General features: G+C 55.6%; 17 protein-coding genes. 8 read left to right on the top strand and 9 right to left on the bottom strand.

Translation table 11 applies throughout. The features are described 5' to 3' along the window. The first annotated feature begins 25 nt into the window (after positions 1-25). The gene (locus tag NW211_RS01150) at positions 26-619 is read left to right on the top strand and encodes a hypothetical protein (RefSeq protein ID WP_258326634.1); all 594 of its coding nucleotides are present in this window, start codon (positions 26-28) and stop codon (positions 617-619) included. An 82-nt stretch (positions 620-701) separates the two neighbouring features. On the opposite strand, the gene rpsO is transcribed toward NW211_RS01150, so the two are convergent. Continuing rightward, positions 702-977: a 30S ribosomal protein S15 gene (rpsO, locus tag NW211_RS01145; protein WP_025278228.1), complete on the bottom strand. Its 276-nt coding sequence runs from the start codon at positions 975-977 to the stop codon at positions 702-704. Positions 978-1,268: 291 nt separating this feature from the next. Here rpsO and typA point away from each other — a divergent pair, with 291 nt between their 5' ends. Together typA and NW211_RS01135 are read left to right on the top strand one after the other, a co-directional pair. Next, positions 1,269-3,068: a translational GTPase TypA gene (gene typA / locus NW211_RS01140; RefSeq protein ID WP_087408258.1), complete on the top strand. Its 1,800-nt coding sequence runs from the start codon at positions 1,269-1,271 to the stop codon at positions 3,066-3,068. Between the two features lie 148 nt (positions 3,069-3,216). After that, positions 3,217-4,185 carry a DNA methyltransferase gene (locus tag NW211_RS01135; RefSeq protein WP_258326632.1) on the top strand — a complete coding sequence of 323 codons (969 nt, stop codon included), beginning with the start codon at positions 3,217-3,219 and terminating at the stop codon, positions 4,183-4,185. A 136-nt stretch (positions 4,186-4,321) separates the two neighbouring features. Here the strand turns inward: NW211_RS01135 and cdaA are convergent, their stop codons facing one another. The 4 genes from cdaA to NW211_RS01115 all read right to left on the bottom strand — a co-directional run bounded on the left by cdaA (position 4,322) and on the right by NW211_RS01115 (position 7,735). Continuing rightward, the gene (gene cdaA, locus NW211_RS01130) at positions 4,322-5,086 is read right to left on the bottom strand and encodes a diadenylate cyclase CdaA (protein ID WP_087408257.1); all 765 of its coding nucleotides are present in this window, start codon (positions 5,084-5,086) and stop codon (positions 4,322-4,324) included. Between the two features lies 1 nt (position 5,087). Continuing rightward, positions 5,088-5,954 (bottom strand): dihydropteroate synthase, encoded by an 867-nt coding sequence (gene folP, locus NW211_RS01125; RefSeq protein ID WP_258326631.1) that lies wholly within the window; start codon positions 5,952-5,954, stop codon positions 5,088-5,090. A 143-nt stretch (positions 5,955-6,097) separates the two neighbouring features. After that, a complete protein-coding gene (locus NW211_RS01120) occupies positions 6,098-6,385 on the bottom strand; it encodes a hypothetical protein (RefSeq protein WP_258326630.1) in 288 nt (95 codons plus the stop codon). Continuing rightward, entirely contained in the window at positions 6,386-7,735 is a 1,350-nt protein-coding gene (locus tag NW211_RS01115; protein ID WP_162611674.1) for a sodium-dependent transporter, read from the bottom strand. A 274-nt stretch (positions 7,736-8,009) separates the two neighbouring features. On the opposite strand from NW211_RS01115, the gene NW211_RS01110 reads away from it, so the two are divergent. Then, positions 8,010-8,408, top strand: coding sequence for a hypothetical protein (locus tag NW211_RS01110; protein ID WP_087408253.1), 399 nt, complete (start codon positions 8,010-8,012; stop codon positions 8,406-8,408). On the opposite strand, the gene NW211_RS01105 is transcribed toward NW211_RS01110, so the two are convergent. Together NW211_RS01105 and NW211_RS01100 are read right to left on the bottom strand one after the other, a co-directional pair. After that, positions 8,405-8,743 carry a MerR family transcriptional regulator gene (locus NW211_RS01105; protein WP_087408252.1) on the bottom strand — a complete coding sequence of 113 codons (339 nt, stop codon included), beginning with the start codon at positions 8,741-8,743 and terminating at the stop codon, positions 8,405-8,407. The genes NW211_RS01110 and NW211_RS01105 overlap by 4 nt on opposite strands. Before the next feature lie 16 nt (positions 8,744-8,759). Beyond that, a complete protein-coding gene (locus NW211_RS01100; RefSeq protein WP_087408251.1) occupies positions 8,760-9,731 on the bottom strand; it encodes a M23 family metallopeptidase in 972 nt (323 codons plus the stop codon). A 218-nt stretch (positions 9,732-9,949) separates the two neighbouring features. On the opposite strand from NW211_RS01100, the gene alaS reads away from it, so the two are divergent. Continuing rightward, positions 9,950-12,568 carry an alanine--tRNA ligase gene (gene alaS / locus NW211_RS01095; protein WP_258326629.1) on the top strand — a complete coding sequence of 873 codons (2,619 nt, stop codon included), beginning with the start codon at positions 9,950-9,952 and terminating at the stop codon, positions 12,566-12,568. A gap of 91 nt (positions 12,569-12,659) precedes the next feature. On the opposite strand, the gene NW211_RS01090 is transcribed toward alaS, so the two are convergent. Beyond that, the gene (locus NW211_RS01090) at positions 12,660-13,205 is read right to left on the bottom strand and encodes a DJ-1 family glyoxalase III (protein ID WP_087408249.1); all 546 of its coding nucleotides are present in this window, start codon (positions 13,203-13,205) and stop codon (positions 12,660-12,662) included. Positions 13,206-13,349: 144 nt separating this feature from the next. Next, the gene (locus tag NW211_RS01085; protein WP_258326628.1) at positions 13,350-14,063 is read right to left on the bottom strand and encodes an OmpA family protein; all 714 of its coding nucleotides are present in this window, start codon (positions 14,061-14,063) and stop codon (positions 13,350-13,352) included. A gap of 527 nt (positions 14,064-14,590) precedes the next feature. Here NW211_RS01085 and NW211_RS01080 point away from each other — a divergent pair. The 3 genes from NW211_RS01080 to NW211_RS01070 all read left to right on the top strand — a co-directional run bounded on the left by NW211_RS01080 (position 14,591) and on the right by NW211_RS01070 (position 17,642). After that, positions 14,591-14,980: an IdeS/Mac family cysteine endopeptidase gene (locus NW211_RS01080; RefSeq protein WP_087408247.1), complete on the top strand. Its 390-nt coding sequence runs from the start codon at positions 14,591-14,593 to the stop codon at positions 14,978-14,980. Positions 14,981-15,195: 215 nt separating this feature from the next. Beyond that, positions 15,196-16,269 (top strand): chorismate synthase, encoded by a 1,074-nt coding sequence (gene aroC / locus NW211_RS01075; RefSeq protein ID WP_258326627.1) that lies wholly within the window; start codon positions 15,196-15,198, stop codon positions 16,267-16,269. Positions 16,270-16,283: 14 nt separating this feature from the next. After that, positions 16,284-17,642, top strand: coding sequence for a dipeptidase (locus NW211_RS01070; protein WP_258326626.1), 1,359 nt, complete (start codon positions 16,284-16,286; stop codon positions 17,640-17,642). Position 17,643: the final 1 nt, after the last annotated feature.

Genomic DNA, 17,643 nt, shown 5'->3' with positions numbered 1-17,643 from the left:
TTGTGAGTTTAATAAAAAGAAGAATATGAGACTGAAAGATAGTATATTGCGGATGCTGCTGGTCTCCCTGACGGTAGTCTCTCTGACCTCGTGCAGCGAGTTGATGGACGACCTTTTCGGGGGCGACGACGAACCCATACAAAGGAATTATACCACGGCTCTGGCCGGTAAGTGGCGGGTAGTAAAAGCCGGTTATGTCGAGAACCCGTCGGGCGAGATGGCCTATGTGGGTGAAGAACTGCCCTGTTCGATTGAGTGGATTGAGTTTTCCAACGGCCAGGCACATTTCCATTTCTCGAGTGAGGTGGTTTTGAACCGTCAAAGTCTGGGTGGGGGCACCCTCCCGTCGGAGATGATTACCGATTATACTTGCCCGTGCGACCTCGATGGCGACGGCTTCGTCGGCTTCGTGTTTGGTTTTGAGTCGGAAGAAGGCAGCGCTTATCACGAGTTCTACAAAGAGTGGGTCGATCTTAGTGGCGATGGCGAGATGTTCCACTATCGGGCCAATTTGTGGGCCTATGGTCGGGACGAGGATTATGCCACTACGCTGATTCTTTACAGCGACAGTTATAGCTCGTCCAGCTATGGCTATGAAATGGAGCGTTATGACGATTGAGCGGGCCGGCACCTTCGGTAAGGATACAAAAAAAGCGATTCGTTTTCGAATCGCTTTTCTTTTTGCTGTGTAGCGTAAAGAATTACTTTCTGATACCCAGCTCTTTTTGTGCGATGATGGCACGGTAGCGGTTGATGTCGACCTTGATGAGGTAGTCGAGCAAACGACGACGTTTACCTACCAGCATTTTAAGAGCGCGTTCGGTGCTATGATCTTTGTGATTTGACTTCAAGTGCTCAGTCAAATGGGCTATACGGTAGGAAAATAATGCAATCTGCGCTTCGGGTGAGCCAGTATCAGTATTGGACTTTCCGTATTTCCCAAAGATCTCTTTCTTTTTCTCAGAATCTAAGTACATTTCTTTGAGTTTTGTTGTTAATAAATTATTGAGCGCACAAAGGTAGTTATTTGTTTTTGAGTATACAAACATTTGGCTGTTCTTTTTTTGAAAGGTGGTCCATCCGGGTGGTTGTGCAGGGGTAGTGAGGTGTATCTGAGGCGTGAAGAGTGGGGTAAGTCATTACTAAAAGTAATAGAGTGATGTATCATTTCAAAAAAATATAGTAACTTTGCACCTTGAAACGTAGAGGCAAGCGCATGCGCAACTCGCGTGGCGGTTGGGTCTCTCTACTTGGTTAAAATAGGTTATATGCAGAAAATCAGAAACATTGCGATTATCGCTCACGTCGACCACGGCAAGACGACGCTGGTAGACAAAATGCTTTTGGCCGGACATCTTTTTCGCGAGAACCAGAACTCCGGAGAGTTGATATTGGATAACAATGATTTGGAGCGTGAACGAGGTATCACGATTCTCTCCAAGAATGTTTCTATTCGTTACAAGGATTACAAAATCAATATTATAGATACTCCGGGGCACGCCGATTTCGGTGGCGAGGTGGAGCGTGTGCTCAACATGGCCGACGGCTGTCTGCTGCTGGTCGACGCTTTCGAGGGCCCGATGCCCCAGACCCGGTTTGTCTTGCAGAAGGCTATCGAGATAGGGCTGAAGCCGATTGTGGTTATCAACAAGGTCGACAAGCCCAACTGTCGCCCCGACGAGGTGCAGGAGATGGTCTTCGACCTGATGTGCAGCCTCGATGCAACCGAAGACCAGCTCGACTTCCCCACCATATACGGTTCGGCCAAGCAGGGGTGGTTCTCGACCGACTGGCGTAAACCTACCGACAACATTACGGCGCTGCTCGATGCCATTATCGAATACATCCCCGAACCTCAGTATCTCGAGGGTACTCCCCAGATGCTTATCACCTCGCTCGACTACTCGTCGTATGTAGGCCGTATCGCCGTGGGCCGTGTGCACCGGGGCGTGTTGAAAGAGGGCATGGAGGTTTCGTTGTGCAAGAAAGACGGTTCGACCGTAAAGCAACGCATCAAGGAGCTCGACGTGTTCGAGGGTATGGGCCGTACCAAGGTGCAGTCGGTAGCTTCGGGCGACATTTGCGCCCTCGTGGGTATCGAGAATTTCGAGATTGGCGACACCATTGCCGATGCTGCCGAGCCCGAGCCGCTGCCGCGTATCGCCATCGACGAGCCTACGATGTCGATGCTCTTCACCATCAACGACTCGCCCTTCTTTGGTAAGGATGGTAAGTATGTGACTTCGCGCCACATTGCCGACCGTCTGAAACGCGAGCTCGACAAGAACCTGGCCCTGCGTGTAGAGCGTGGCGACAGCGACGATGCCTGGACAGTCTATGGCCGTGGCGTGCTGCACTTGTCGGTCCTGATCGAGACCATGCGTCGCGAGGGCTACGAGTTGCAGGTAGGTCAGCCGCAGGTTATCATCAAGGAGATCGACGGGCAGAAGTGCGAGCCCATCGAGCTGCTCACCATCAACCTGCCCGAGGAGTATGCCAGCAAGATTATCGATATGGTTACCCGCCGCAAGGGCGAGATGGTGTCGATGACGACCCAGAACGACCGCATCCACATCGAGTTCCAGATACCTTCGCGCGGTATCATTGGTCTGCGTACCAATGTGCTGACGGCTTCGGCCGGCGAGGCCATCATGGCGCACCGGTTCCTCGAATATCAACCCTGGAAGGGGAATATCGAGCGCCGTACCAACGGCTCGCTCATCGCCATGGAGTCGGGCACGGCCTATGCCTATGCCATCGACAAGCTGCAAGACCGCGGCCGCTTCTTCATCTTCCCGCAAGAGGAGGTCTATGCCGGTCAGGTAGTGGGCGAGAATGCCAAGGAGAACGATATTGTGGTGAATGTGACCAAATCGAAGAAGCTGACCAACATGCGTGCGTCGGGTGCCGACGACAAGGCCCGTATCGTGCCGCCGGTTATCTTCAGCCTCGAGGAGGCCCTCGAATACATCAAGGAAGATGAGTATGTAGAGGTGACGCCTCACCACCTGCGCCTGCGCAAGATTATTCTCGACGAGACCGAGCGCAAGCGGGCCAACCGTTCGTAAGAGCCATAAAACTTTGTATGATATAGCGGGGTGCGGATTTGTTTCGCATCCCGTTTTTTTTGGGGGTGGGGCGGGGCTTTCTGCAGAAAATTGCGTATCTTCACGCATCTTTCGGGGCGGCGATATGGACGCTGCCTGTTTCTGTCGTATGGAAAAGAGACGAGCCAAAAACAACAGGACCCTGACCGTCGAACCCGACGAGGTGGAGCGGTTGCGCCCGCTCATCACCCCGGCCGGGCGGGTGACGGCGGATTTCGACTTCGACAACCGCATCATCCAAGGCGACCTGCTGGCCGTGCTCGACCGTATCCCCGACCGTGTGGCCGACCTTATTATCGTAGACCCGCCCTATAATCTGTCGAAAAACTTTCACGGTATGAGCTTTCAGGCCCGTTCGCACGAGGCTTATCTGGATTATCTGCGCAGCTGGTTCCACCGGGTGTGCGAGAAGCTGAAGTCCACCGGGTCGCTCTACCTGTGCGGCGACTGGCGTTGTACGGCGGCCTTACAGACGGTGATGGACGAGGAGCTTACGGTGCTCAACCGCATCACCTGGCAGCGCGAGAAGGGCAAAGGGGCCCTGCACAACTGGAAGAATGCGATGGAGGATATTTGGTTCGGCGTGAAGGATGCCCGGCACTACTATTTCGATGTGGAGGCGGTCAAGCAGAAACGGCGGGTGATAGCCCCCTATCGGAAGGACGGCAAGCCCAAGGACTGGCAGGAGACGAGTGCCGGAAACTTCCGCCTCACCTGCCCCTCTAACTTCTGGGACGATATCAGCATCCCCTTCTGGTCGATGCCCGAGAATACCGACCATCCCACCCAGAAACCCGAGAAACTCTATGCCAAGCTCATTCTGGCCTCGTCGCGCGAGGGCGACCTCGTGTTCGACCCCTTCCTGGGGAGCGGCACCTCGGCCGTGGTGGCCAGGAAGCTGAATCGCCGCTATCTGGGGGTGGAGGTGAACGAGGAGTATTGCCTGTGGGCGGCCAAGCGGTTGTGTCTGGCCGAGAGCGACCCGTCGATACAGGGTTATGCCGACGGGGTATTCTGGGAGCGCAATACGCTGGCCGTGCAGAAGTCGCGCCCGGCGACACCGCACGACAAAGATTGAACTGCCTTGCATCGGGGCAGTTCGGTTACCTGACTTTTATTTGCAGATATTGGTAAGACGATTTCGATTGCAGCCGGCGGATGGGAACCGTGGGGTACGAGTCTCTTGCATCGGGCCCGTTCGCAGTGTTTTCGTATTAGTCGATAGACTCCTGTACCAACATGCGCTCCAGGTCTTTACCCGAAATCTTGGTGGTGATTTTGCCGTTGTGGGCAAGCGAAATGTTGCCCGTCTCTTCCGACACGACAATGGCCAGCGCGTCGGTCACCTCGGTGATGCCCAGCGCCGAGCGGTGGCGAAGCCCCATCGACTTGGGAATCTTGTTGTTGTGCGATACCGGCAGAATGCAGGCCGCTGCGGCCAGGCGGTTGTCGGCGATGATGAGGGCACCGTCGTGCAGGGGGCTGTTCTTGAAAAAGATGTTTTCGATGAGGCGGGCGTTCACGTTGGCATTGATGGTGTCGCCGGTGTTTTTGTAGTTGTCGAGCGACACCCCTTGTTCGATGACGATGAGGGCGCCGGTCTTGGTCTTGGCCATGTTCATGCAGGCATACACGACGGGGATGATATAGGGCTTTTCGCCCTGGTCCTTGTGCTTGAGGAAGAAGTTGAAAAAGAATCGCCACCGCTTGTGCGAGCCCAGCTGCACGAGGAATCGCTTGATTTCGTCCTGAAACAGAATGACGAGGATGAGCAGGCCCACGCTCATGAACTTGTCCATAATCGAGCCGATGAGCCGCATGTCGAGTATCTGCTTCACCACAATCCACACGCCCACGAAGGCCAGTACACCGGTAAAGATGCTTATCGTGCCCGACTCCTTCATCATCTTGTAGAGGGTGTAGAGCAGCAGGGCTACGATGAGTATGTCGATAATATCTTTTATGCCGAATGAAAACATGTTAATCTCCAGATTGTAAGGTTTTTGAAACTATTTTTACCGTCTCTACGGCCTCTTTCACGTCGTGTACCCGCAGGATATGGGCGCCCCCCAGCAGGGCCAGCGTGTTGAGTACCGAGGTGCCGTTCAGACTCTCGTCGGGCGATGTGCCCAGCAGTTTATATATCATCGACTTGCGCGATATGCCCACCAGCAGCGGGCGGCCCATGTGGGCAAACTCGTCGAGCCGGTTCATCAGGCGGTAGTTGTCGTCGAGGGTCTTGCTGAACCCGAATCCCGGGTCGATGATGATGTCGTTCACGCCGAGGCTCTCGAGCCGGGCGATGCGCTCGGCAAAGTAGTAGAGCATCTCGGCGATGAGGTGGTCGTAGTGGGTCTGTTGCATCATCGTCTGCGGCGTGCCCTTCATGTGCATGAGGATGTAGGGCACCTTGAGGTCGGCCACGGTTTCGAACATGCGGGGGTCGAGCTCGCCGCCCGAGATGTCGTTGACCATCTGCACCCCGTATTCCCGCACGCAGCGTGAGGCAACGTCGGCCCGGAAGGTGTCGACCGATACGTGAGCCTGCGGGTAGAGCTTGCGTATGATTTCGAGCCCCGAAGCGAGGCGGCGCATCTCTTCGTCGGGGGCGATGTCGTCGGCTTGAGGCCGCGACGAGTAGGCCCCGATGTCAATGATGTCGGCCCCTTCGTCGACAATCTGGCGCACCCGTGCCTCAATTTGTTCGGGGGCGGGGGTGCGGCTCCCGGCGTAGAACGAGTCGGGGGTGACGTTGAGTATACCCATGACCAGAGGTCTCGAGAGGGAGACCAGTTCTCCTCCCAGATTCAGCGATAGCGGTTTGTTCGGTACGTTGCGAAATATCATATAGACAATCTCTTGCAGGTGTCGGGTTTCGGTCCCGGCCGGTTTGTGGCACCGGCCTGTCGAGGGTGCCGATTAACTAAGCGAAGATAACGCTTTTTGTTGAATGGCACGGCATGATTGGACGAAAAACTTCGTCCGGCTGGCTACTCTTCGCGCGGAACCGCATCCAGCTTTTTGGGCGGGCCGGGTTTCGGGTCGGTCGTAACGGGTGCATCGGTAGCATCGACCTGGCTCTGGTGCAGGCTGTCGAGCACGTTCAAGTCATTCCGGAATGCCTCTACCTGTACCGGTGTGTCGGGAACTTTGTGCAGAAACAGGTATGACTTGGCCATGCGGGCGACGGCAAGCACGGCCAGCATGCCTGTCAGCCACAGGGCGGCTCGTCGTTCGCCCCTCGAGAGGTTGAAGAAGCTGTCGCGTCTGAGTGCCATTTACAGAATGCCGAATCCCGACAGGAAGATAAGTATGATAATGACAGGCGCAATGTATTTGATCGAGAAGAAGATGGCATTGAACAGCGGCTCGTGCAACTTGTTGCGGTTGGTGAGCTCCTCGCGCGAGATGTTGCGCTTCAGTACCCAGCCGATGAAGATGCTGATGAGCAGTCCGCTCACGGGCAGCAGGATGATGGCCGAGAAGTAGTCGAAGGCATCGAAGATGGTCTTCCCGAAAATCCGGATGTGGCTCCACGACCCGATGGAGAGCGAGCAGACGGTGCTCAGCAGGGCGATGACGAGTATCATTATCCGGGTAGCTTTCTTACGGCTCATGTGCATGTAGTTGATGAGGAAAGCGACTGCCACCTCGAAGAGCGAAACCGTAGAGGTGAGCGCCGCCACCGTGAGCAGCAGGAAGAAGAGCACCGACCACAGCGCCGATACCGGCATCTGGTTGAAGACATTGGGCAGGGTGACAAACACGAGGTCGGGGCCGGCCACGGGGTCGAGACCGCAGGAGAATACGGCGGGGAAGATGATGACCCCGGCCAGAATAGCCACTGTGGTGTCGAGTACGGCTACCGTCGAGGCGGTCTTTATCAGATGAGTCTTGGAGGTGAAGTAGGAGGAGTAGGTGACCAGAATGCCCATGCCCAGACTCAGCGAGAAGAAGGCTTGCCCCATGGCCCGGATGATGACTTGCGGCGTGATTTTGGAGAAGTCGGGGTGGAGGAAGAAGGCGAGCCCTTCGCTCGAGCCCGGCAGGGTGAGCGACCGTACGCAGAAGACGAGGAGAATGACGAAGAGCAGCGGCATGAGTATGTTCGACATCTTTTCGATGCCCTTCTGTACCCCTCGCGACAGAATCACGTAGTTGATTATCAAGAACAGATAGGTCCACAGCAGCGGGCGGAAATCGCTCTGGATAAAGGCATTCTGTTCGGCTTTGAACTCGGCGGCCGTTTTCCCGGCCAGGTCGTTGCCGAGGGCGCGGAAGAGGTACTCGAGGGTCCACCCCGAGATGACTATGTAGTAGCCCAGAATGAGGACTGAGGCCAATATGCCCATGTAGCCGATGTAGTGCCAGCGGCTGCCCGGTGCCAGTTTGCGGAAGGCGTCGACCGTGTCGCTCTTGGAGCGCCGGCCTATGATGAACTCGGCACACATGACCGGTATGCCCAGTATCAGTACACACAGAATATAAACCATCAGGAAGGCTCCGCCGCCGTTCATACCGGCTTCGTAGGGGAATCGCCAGATGTTTCCCAATCCTACCGCCGAGCCCACTGTGGTGGCGATAATCCCCAGTTTTGTTGCAAATTTTGCTTGTTCTCCCATCGTTATGACATTTTCGGAATATGATTGCAAAAATATAAATTTTTAATCTATTCGACTGCAAAAGTAATGATAAAAAGGAGATTTGACGATTTTGGTATAAAAGTGTAGTCTTCGAGGCTGCACCGAGTCGCATGGCTTTGAGGCAGATAAGCCGCAACGGAGGTATTTGGTTTTACCGGGAGCAAGTGTTAACTTTGTTGCCGCGCCGGCTACTTCGGCCCGAGGGTTTGAGATATTCCCGGCTCACAGGTGTTATATGGAAAAACGAAAAACGAGATCTATGCAACTATTCAAGCGCGGGGCTTTTGTCCCCACAATCGTCGTGTTGGTGGCCATTACCTATCTGTCGTTGGCTCAAGACCCGGTGCATACCCAGGGGCTGCACCTCTTCGAGGGGGCCGACAAGGTAGTGCATGGCTGCATGTATCTGGCTTTGGTCGTGGTGGGTAGCTACGATTTGTATCGGGTGGGGCGCCCGTCGGTACGAGGCCGTCTCGGGTGGATGGTTGTGGCCGTCATGTGGGGTGGTGTGATGGAGCTGTTGCAAGGGGCGATGGGGCTGGGCCGTAGTGCCGACTGGCTCGACTTTGCCGCCAACAGTTGCGGAGCCCTGCTGGGATTTCTGTTGAGTCTCTATGTGTTGCCCCGTCTCTGGACGCGGTGGCACTCCCGCCGCTAATCCATGTCGGCAATCATGTCGGCAAGTTCGTTGCGCAAGGCTTTGAGTCGCTCGACCACCTGCTGGGTGCGGGTCACGCTTTCGCGTTTGTTTTTGAGGATTTGCCTGGCCCCTTCGATTTTCAGCTTGCGCTCCTTGAGCAGGTAGTGGATGAGTTTGATCTCCTCGATGTCTTTTTGCGAATAGTATCGGGTGCCCTTGGGTGAGCGTTTGGGCTTGATGGTCTTGAACTCCGACTCCCAGAAACGGAGGAGCGAGGGGTTCACATCGAGCATTTCGGAAACCTCGCCGATGGTGTAGTAGAGCTTTTGTTTTTCGGGATCTGTCTCTTTCATGCGATAGCGTATTAGGTTAGTCCATGACACGGCCCTGATTTTCGGCCAGTTGAATCATGCGGTCGTAGTCTTCGGGCGATAGGTCGAAGAAATAGTAGTTGATGGGGTTCTGAGCCTTCCCCTTATACAATACCTCGTAGTGAAGGTGAGGCCCGGTCGATTTGCCGGTGTTGCCCACCTCGGCAATCTCTTCGCCGCGAACGACCGTTTGACCTTGTCGTACCAGAATCTTGTTCAGGTGGGCGTAGCGGGTCTTGTAGTCGTAGCCGTGGTCGATGACGACCGTATTGCCATAGCCCTGTTGCCAGCCGGTCTCGATCACCTTGCCGTTGCCAGTGGCGTAGACGGGGGTTCCTATGTTGGCCGAGAAGTCCATGCCTTCGTGAAACTTGGTGGTCTTGTATACCGGGTCGACCCGATAGCCGTAGCCCGAGGCGGTGCGCTTGAGGTCTTTGTTGGCTACCGGCTGTATGGCGGGCAGGTGCTTGATGCGCTCCTCCTGTCCCTGAGCCAGCTTCACGAGTTCGTTCATCGAGTTGCATTGCACATAGACCTGGCGGGTGAGGTTGTCGACCTTCTGGCTGGTCGATACAACCAGCTGGGCATCGCTCATCTTCAGCAGGTCGGCATACCGGCTGGGGTTGTAGATGCCGTTGTCGCGCACCTCGGCATTCACGGGCTCGGCTTGCAGCACCACGCGGTACATGTTGTCGTCGCGCTGTTGCAGGTCGCTCATCACGGCCAGTGCCGCATCTACCCGTTTGGAGAGGAGTTTGTATTGAGTCTTCATCTGCTCGTTTTCGAGCTTGAGAATCTCCTCTTTGGGCGAGCCCAGCCAAAAGTAGAGGCCGGCCACGAGTGCGATACTGATGACTCCCCCGACGAGCAGGTGGCGCAGCACCACGGCGATACGTTGGCGCAGGGAGGGGTACACCCGTTCGTAGGTCAGTGTCTTGGGGTTGTATATGTAGAAAACCTTTTTACTCATGGATATAACTAACAGGCCGGTCCTATCGGCACCCGTCGGGGTAAATTGTCAAAAAAAAGATGTTGTTGAACATTTTTTTATCTGCACATGGTCACAAAAATAATAAATTGAGCTATTTTTGCAAATTGTTTTTGGTAATATTAAGATACCAGACAGGCGATTTCGGCTTCGGTAACGGAGCGGGAGCGTCGTAAGAACTTAATTTAATTTAGATTGTTATGCTTACAGCAAAAGAGATTCGTGAATCGTTTAAGGATTTTTTTAGGGAACGAGGCCACCAGATTGTGCCGTCGGCTCCTATGGTCATTAAAGACGACCCTACATTGATGTTTACCAATGCGGGCATGAACCAGTTCAAGGATATTATCCTGGGCAATGTTCCTGCCAAATACAAGAGAGTCGCGGATTCACAGAAGTGCCTGCGCGTGAGCGGCAAGCACAACGATTTGGAAGAGGTGGGTCTCGATACCTATCACCATACCATGTTCGAGATGCTGGGCAACTGGTCGTTTGGCGACTACTTCAAGAAAGAGGCCATCAACTGGGCCTGGGAATATCTGGTCGATGTGCTCAAAATCGATCCCGACCGCTTGTATGCTACGGTGTTCGAGGGCTATGCTCCCGAAGGGCTCGAGCGCGACAACGAGGCTGCCTCGTACTGGGAGGCTCATCTGCCCAAGGAGCACATTATCAACGGTAACCGTCACGACAACTTCTGGGAAATGGGCGATACGGGTCCCTGCGGTCCCTGCTCCGAAATTCATATCGACCTGCGTAGCGATGCCGAGCGGGCCGAGGTCGATGGCCTCACGCTCGTGAACCAGAACCACCCGCAGGTAATCGAGATCTGGAACCTCGTGTTCATGCAATACAACCGCAAGGCCGACGGTTCGCTCGAGCCGCTGCCTGCCCGGGTAATCGATACGGGTATGGGTTTCGAACGCCTCTGTATGGCTTTGCAGGGCAAGACCTCGAACTACGATACCGACGTGTTCCAGCCCATCATCAAGGAGATTGGCCGCCTCTGCGGCAAGACCTACGGCGAAGACCCCAAGGTCGACATCGCCATGCGTGTGATTGCCGACCACATCCGCACCATCGCCTTCTCGATTACCGACGGACAGTTGCCTTCGAATGCCAAGGCCGGCTATGTAATCCGCCGTATCTTGCGCCGGGCCGTGCGTTACGGTTACACCTTCCTGGGTCAGAAACAGGCCTTCCTCTACAAGCTGCTCGATATTCTCATCGAGACGATGGGCGATGCCTATCCCGAACTGAAGGAGCAGAAGGTGCTCATCGGCAAGGTAATCAAGGAAGAGGAAGATGCCTTCTTGCGTACGCTCGAGACCGGTATCAAGCTGCTCGACAAGGTGGTAGCCGATGCCAAGGCTGCCGGCAAGAACGAGATAAGCGGGGTAGATGCCTTTACCCTCTACGATACCTACGGATTCCCCATCGACCTGACCGAGCTCATCCTCAAGGAGAAGGGCATGGGGGTAGACCTCGACGGATTCAACGCCCAGATGCAGCAGCAGAAAGAGCGAGCCCGCAATGCCGCTGCCGTAGAGACGAGCGACTGGGTAGTGCTGCGCGAGGGCGAGCCCGAGTTTGTGGGCTACGACATGCTGGAGTGCGACTGCCGCATCCTGCGCTACCGTAAGGTAAAACAGAAAAACAAGGAATATTACCAGATTGTGCTCGACCGCACCCCCTTCTATGCCGAGATGGGTGGCCAGGTAGGCGATACCGGCAAACTGATTTCGGCCAACGAGACGGTAGAGATTCTGCAGACGAAACGGGAAAACAACCTGGGTATACACATTACCGAGCACATGCCCGAGGAGGTGACGGCTCAGTTCCATGCCGTTGTCGACAAGGAGGCCCGCCAGGCTACGGCCTGCAACCACACGGCCACCCACTTGCTGCACGAGGCCCTGCGCGAGGTGCTGGGTACGCATGTCGAGCAAAAAGGTTCGTATGTATCGCCCCAGTCGCTGCGCTTCGACTTCTCGCACTTCAAGAAGGTGACCGACGAGGAGTTGCGCCAGGTAGAGATTTTGGCCAACCGCAAGGTGCGCGAAGCCATTCCGCTGGACGAGCGCCGCAACGTGCCTATTGCCGAGGCCAAGGCCATGGGAGCCATGGCTCTCTTCGGCGAGAAGTACGGCGAAGAGGTGCGGGTAATCCGTTTCGGGTCGTCGGTCGAGTTGTGTGGCGGTACCCACGTGGCCAATACCGGTAACATCGGTATGATCAAGATTGTGACCGAGAGTTCGATTGCGGCCGGTATCCGCCGTATCGAGGCCATCACGGGAGCCCGCGTCGAGGAGTCGATGAACTCGCTGCAAGATACGCTCAAGGAGATTGCCGTCCTCTTCAACAATGCCCCCAACCTGATGCAGGCTATCCACAAGGCTATCGACGAGAATGCCGAGTTGCGCAAGCAGACCGAGGAGTATGTGAAGGAGAAAATGGCAGATATGAAGGAGCGCATGCTCAAGACGGCCGAGAATGTCAACGGTATGAAGCTGATTCGTTTCATCGGGCCTATGCCTGCCGATGTCGTGAAGGGCATCGCCTTCATGCTGCGCAATGAGGTGGCCGAGGGATTGGCTTTTGTAGCTGCTACCAAGGACAACGACAAACCGTTGTTGACGGTGATGTTTAGCAACGACGTGGTGGCCGATGGCAAGAATGCGTCGGCTATCGTGCGCGAAGCTGCCAAACTGATACAGGGTGGCGGTGGCGGACAGCCTTACTTCGCACAGGCCGGCGGTAAGAATGCCGAGCACCTGTCCGATGCGTTGGAAAAGATGGTTTCGCTGGTTGTGGGTTAAATCTCCCGCAACCTGCGATTCGCGCGATATAAAAAAACTCCGGTTCTCGAAAGGACCGGAGTTTTTTTATGCGGTGATTTATTTCTGCCGATTACAGCAGCATGGCGGCTCTCACCTCTTTGGCCTTCTCTTCGCCGGCAATTTGGGCGATGATGGCCGTAGCGAAGGGGATGGCAGCAGCCGGGCCCTTGCCCGTGATGATGTTGCGGTCGATGGTTACGAGTTCGCCGGTGACGGTGGCACCCGTAAGGAATTGTTCGAAACCGGGGTAGCAGGTGGCTTTGTAGCCGTTGAGCAGTCCGGCCTGACCCAATACCGAGGGGGCTGCACAGATGGCGGCAATGTGTTTGTTGGCGGCAGCCTGGCGTTGCAGCAGCGACACGAGGGGCTTGCATTCGCTCAAGTGTTTGGTGCCGGGCATTCCACCGGGCAGGACAAGCCATTCTACATCATCGGCCGACAGCTCTACCCAGGTACAGTCGGCGGTTACGGTAACTCCATGCGATCCCTCGACTTGAAGATTGCGCGAGATGGAAACCGTGGTGATGTCGATTCCGGCACGACGCAGCATGTCTACAACCGTGAGGGCTTCCATTTCTTCAAATCCTGTAGCGAGAAATAAATAAACAGTTTTCATTATTTCGATTTTTTTTATTGTCAATATAGGTTTATAGAGGCTCACAAGACCCTGTCGGCCATCCCGTCGGTAGGTATGGCCGATGCTGTGGGGCAAACAAGCCCCGGCTTTCGAGGGCCGGGTTCGTGCTGTGAGAGGTGCGGCTTAAAGCGTTCCGGCTTCGGCCTGCTGAATCATCTGCTGGCTGGCGTAGAGGTATACTTCTACCCGGCGATTCTCCTGGCGGCCGGCAGCGGTCGAGTTGTCGGCAACGGGGTTAGCCTCGCCCATGCCCTCGACGGTCTTGATTTGTATCGACGACACACCGCAACCCAGCAGGTAGCTGGCTACGCTCTGTGCGCGCTCTTGCGACAGGTTCAGGTTCTTCTGGTAGCTTTGCTCGGCAGTCGAGTTTTTCCAGCCCTGATTGTCGGTATATCCATAGATGGCGACATCCATGTCGCGGTTCTGATTCAGCACGTTGTTGGCAAACTTGCTCAGAGCGGCTTTGGCCGATGCGCTGAGGGTAGAGCTGCTTGTCGAGAAGAGGATGCCCGAGTCGAAGGTTACCTTTACAGCCTGCAGACCGTTATTGTCGGTTACCTGCTCGACCTGTGCGCCTTCTACCTGTTTGGCTTGTTCGGCAGCCTTATCCATTTTTTTACCGATGAGGGCTCCGGCGGTCGTACCTACGGCAGCACCTACGGCGGCACCGATGGCAGCACCTTTGCCTTTTCCGAAGATGGCACCCAATCCGGCACCTACGGCAGCACCGCTACCGCCTCCGATGAGGGCTCCTTTGCCGGTATTTGACATGTTACAACCTGTAAACAGCATACCGGCTATCAGAATACAAGACAGAACTTTAATAGGTTTCATATCATTTGGGTTTTAGAATTTGCTTCACAAAAGTAAGAAAAAAAACGATATGGTATTTGATAATAATTATAATAAATGAGGGAGAAAATTGTTTGCTTTCGGCAGATTTTGGGAAATTTGTTTATCTTTGCCCGGCGAACGGGTGGCTTGTCTGCCCTTCGGACTGACCGAAACGGTTGTGTATGTGCCGATTCCAATATCGGATGGTGGTGATTCCATCCTGGATTTCTCCCTGTTGTGCAGCGATGCAAATGTGGTCGAATGGCTGCGATGTGACCAAGTGTATAGTATGAATCAATTTAAATAAAAACGAATAAGAAAATTCAGATTCCCTTATTTCATGGTGCTCGTTTGTGCCCTTTGTTGGGTATCGTCGGCTCAAGGAGCCTCGTATCGGTGGTATATGGATACCGATACCGGCAAGAGTGTGGCAATGGACGAGGTAGAGTATTTGCTGCGAAGCGACAACTCGACCGACTTCTCGGTCGTGGTCAAGAACGGCGACTATTATCGAGGACAGTCGCAACATGTCCAAGGAGAATTTCAACGAGATGATGAAACGGGCCTTCACCGAGAACAAGGCAATCGGGTTTACGGCCTATAAATTTACCACCGGAGGCGAGAGTCTGCACGCCATGACCATCTGGGGTGCCGAGTTCGACGAGGAGGGATATGTGTCGCACATCTACTATTGCGACAACAACCTGGTCGATCAGGATGCCAACGGGGCCGCCATTATCCGACTTGGTATTACCTATGATGAGAATCCGGCAATCCCTTCCATGGGCGACGTGGCTTATACCATTCAATTGCCTAAACCTTTTGGCGGGTCGCGGAGAACGTCCCTTATCACGGCGCTTGTTCTGGTCGACTTGCGCCAGGATATCTGGAAGCAGGCTTTTGGTGATGTAGAGTAATGAACATCCGCCGGGATAACACCGGTATCGCATACAGGGCGGGGGCTCCTCTCGATGAGGCAGTCCCCGCCTTCTTTTATCGGTTGCCCTGCCTGTAGCTTGCGGAGAGAGAGAAATGGTGGTTTCGGGTTGTTGAATTTTGTCGGAGCATTATCTATTCGGACTTTTTTTCTATCTTTGTATAGCATATATGTATAACCAGCATAGACGGATAGATGAATACGATAGGAAATCTTTTCACGCTCACCTCGTTCGGCGAGTCGCACGGCCCGGCCATCGGGGGCGTTGTCGACGGTATGCCTGCCGGTATATCGGTCGATATGGATTTTATACAGCATGAGCTCGACCGGCGTCGTCCGGGACAGTCGGCTCTGGTGACTCCCCGCCGGGAGAGCGACCGGGTCGAATTCCTGTCGGGAATCTTCGAGGGCAAGACCACCGGTGCCCCTATCGGGTTTGTGGTGTGGAACGAGAATCAGCACTCCTCCGACTATGACAACATGCGGGAGCTCTTCCGCCCCTCGCATGCCGATTATACCTATACCCGCAAGTATGGGGTGCGCGACCACCGGGGCGGAGGCCGCTCGTCGGCCCGCGAGACGATAGCCCGCTGTGTGGCCGGGGCTCTGGCCAAGTTGGTGCTCAAGCAGTTGGGTATCGAGTTGTGGGCCTATACCTCGCAGGTGGGCGAGCTGTCGCTGCCCGGCGACTATCGCGATTACGACCCGGCCGAGATTGAGCGGAATGCCGTGCGTTGCCCCGATGCCGGGATGGCTCGGCAGATGGAGCAGCTGATTGCCGAGGTGAAGTCGCAGGGCGATACCGTGGGCGGAGTCATCACCGGGGTTATCCGTCATGTGCCCGTGGGGCTGGGCGAGCCGGTTTTCAACAAGCTGCACGCTGCTCTGGGCAGTGCCATGCTCAGCATCAATGCCGCCAAGGGGTTTGAGTATGGCATGGGTTTCGCCGGGGCGAAATGCCGGGGTTCGCAGGTGAACGACGTGTTCGAGTCGCACGACGGCCACATCGCCACGCGCACCAATTACTCGGGGGGTATCCAGGGGGGTATCTCCAACGGCGAGGATATTTACTTCAGGGTGGCATTCAAGCCGGTGGCTACCTTGTTGCGCGACATCGAGACGGTCGACGTGCAGGGAAACCCCACGGTGTTGAAGGCCAAGGGGCGTCACGACCCTTGCGTGCTGCCGCGGGCCGTGCCCGTGGTCGAGGCCATGGCGGCCATGGTGATGCTCGATTACTATCTGTTGGCACAAAGTCATAAACTATAAAAAACATAACCGATATGGATACACGAAAGTATATAGCCGATCATCGCGATCGCTTCTTCGACGAGCTGTTTTCGTTGTTGCGCATCCCTTCGATAAGCGCTTTGCCCGAACATAAGGACGACATGCTGCGCTGCGCCGAGCGGTGGCGCGAGTTGCTGCTCGAAGCCGGTGCCGACCGGGTCGAGGTGATGCCTACGTCGGCCTCGCCGGTGGTCTTTGCCGAGAAGTTGGTCGACCCGTCTTATCCCACGGTGCTGGTCTATGCCCACTACGACGTGATGCCCGTCGAGCCGCTGGAGTTGTGGCACACCGAGCCTTTCGAGCCGGTCATCAAGGAGGGGCGCCTGTGGGGCCGTGGTGCCGACGACGACAAGGGGCAGGGCTTCATTCAGCTGAAGGCCTTCGAGATTGCCGTGCGCGAAGGGTTGCTGCGTTGCAACGTGAAGTTCCTGATCGAGGGTGGCGAAGAGATTGGCTCGCCCGGTGTCGAGGAGTTTTGCAAAACGCACCTCGACCTGTTGCGGTGCGACGTGATTCTGGTCTCCGACACCAGTATGGTGGGGCTCGAAACGCCGTCGATTACGACGGGGTTGCGCGGTCTGGCCTATTGGGAAATCGAGGTGACCGGTCCCAACCGCGACCTGCATTCGGGTATCTTCGGCGGTACGGTGGCCAACCCCATCAACGAGTTGTGCAAGATGCTGGCCGGGGTGGTCGACGGCAACGGGCGTATCGTTATCCCGCACTTCTACGACGATGTAGAGAATGTCTCGGCCGAGGAGCGGGCCATGCTGGGTGCCGTGCCTTACGACGAGACGAAATACAAGCAGGCTATCGATGTCGAAGAGCTGGCCGGTGAGGCCGGATTCTCTCCGCTGGAGCGTACGGCCATTCGCCCCACGTTCGATATTTGCGGTATCTGGGGCGGCTATACGGGCGAGGGTGCCAAGACGGTGCTCCCCTCGAAAGCCTATGCCAAGGTGTCGTGCCGCCTGGTACCCCACCAGAACCACGAGAAGATTTCGCAGATGTTTATCGACTATATCGAGTCGGTGGCTCCCCGCAGCGTGAAGGTGAAGGTTACCCCCATGCACGGCGGCGAGAGCTATGTATGTCCCATCGACCTGCCGGCCTACAAGGCTGCCGAGCAGGGCTATACGCTGGCTTTCGGCAAACAGCCGCTGGCCGTGCGTCGCGGGGGCAGTATCCCCATCATCGCCACCTTCGAGAAGGTGCTGGGCGTGAAATCGGTCTTGATGGGCTTCGGCCTGGAGTCGGACGCCACCCACTCGCCCAACGAGAACTTCCTCATGGAGATGTACGAGAAGGGTATCGTGGCCGTGACCGAGTTTTATAACCGTTTCGGGCATTGAG

Origin of the sequence: Barnesiella sp. ET7, from assembly GCF_024733785.1 — a bacterium.
Taxonomy (GTDB): domain Bacteria; phylum Bacteroidota; class Bacteroidia; order Bacteroidales; family Barnesiellaceae; genus Barnesiella; species Barnesiella merdigallinarum.
Note: the sequence above shows the minus strand (reverse complement) of the source record. Positions and strands in the feature narration are given on the sequence as shown.

Coding starts and splice junctions, on each gene's coding strand:
- NW211_RS01105 (WP_087408252.1), bottom strand. CDS start 8,743: ATGAAAGAGACAGATCCCGAAAAACAAAAGCTCTACTACACCATCGGC.
- typA (WP_087408258.1), top strand. CDS start 1,269: ATGCAGAAAATCAGAAACATTGCGATTATCGCTCACGTCGACCACGGC.
- NW211_RS01070 (WP_258326626.1), top strand. CDS start 16,284: ATGGATACACGAAAGTATATAGCCGATCATCGCGATCGCTTCTTCGAC.
- NW211_RS01085 (WP_258326628.1), bottom strand. CDS start 14,063: ATGAAACCTATTAAAGTTCTGTCTTGTATTCTGATAGCCGGTATGCTG.
- NW211_RS01120 (WP_258326630.1), bottom strand. CDS start 6,385: ATGGCACTCAGACGCGACAGCTTCTTCAACCTCTCGAGGGGCGAACGA.
- aroC (WP_258326627.1), top strand. CDS start 15,196: ATGAATACGATAGGAAATCTTTTCACGCTCACCTCGTTCGGCGAGTCG.
- NW211_RS01110 (WP_087408253.1), top strand. CDS start 8,010: ATGCAACTATTCAAGCGCGGGGCTTTTGTCCCCACAATCGTCGTGTTG.
- alaS (WP_258326629.1), top strand. CDS start 9,950: ATGCTTACAGCAAAAGAGATTCGTGAATCGTTTAAGGATTTTTTTAGG.
- NW211_RS01150 (WP_258326634.1), top strand. CDS start 26: ATGAGACTGAAAGATAGTATATTGCGGATGCTGCTGGTCTCCCTGACG.
- NW211_RS01080 (WP_087408247.1), top strand. CDS start 14,591: ATGTCCAAGGAGAATTTCAACGAGATGATGAAACGGGCCTTCACCGAG.
- folP (WP_258326631.1), bottom strand. CDS start 5,954: ATGATATTTCGCAACGTACCGAACAAACCGCTATCGCTGAATCTGGGA.
- NW211_RS01100 (WP_087408251.1), bottom strand. CDS start 9,731: ATGAGTAAAAAGGTTTTCTACATATACAACCCCAAGACACTGACCTAC.
- NW211_RS01090 (WP_087408249.1), bottom strand. CDS start 13,205: ATGAAAACTGTTTATTTATTTCTCGCTACAGGATTTGAAGAAATGGAA.
- cdaA (WP_087408257.1), bottom strand. CDS start 5,086: ATGTTTTCATTCGGCATAAAAGATATTATCGACATACTCATCGTAGCC.
- NW211_RS01135 (WP_258326632.1), top strand. CDS start 3,217: ATGGAAAAGAGACGAGCCAAAAACAACAGGACCCTGACCGTCGAACCC.
- rpsO (WP_025278228.1), bottom strand. CDS start 977: ATGTACTTAGATTCTGAGAAAAAGAAAGAGATCTTTGGGAAATACGGA.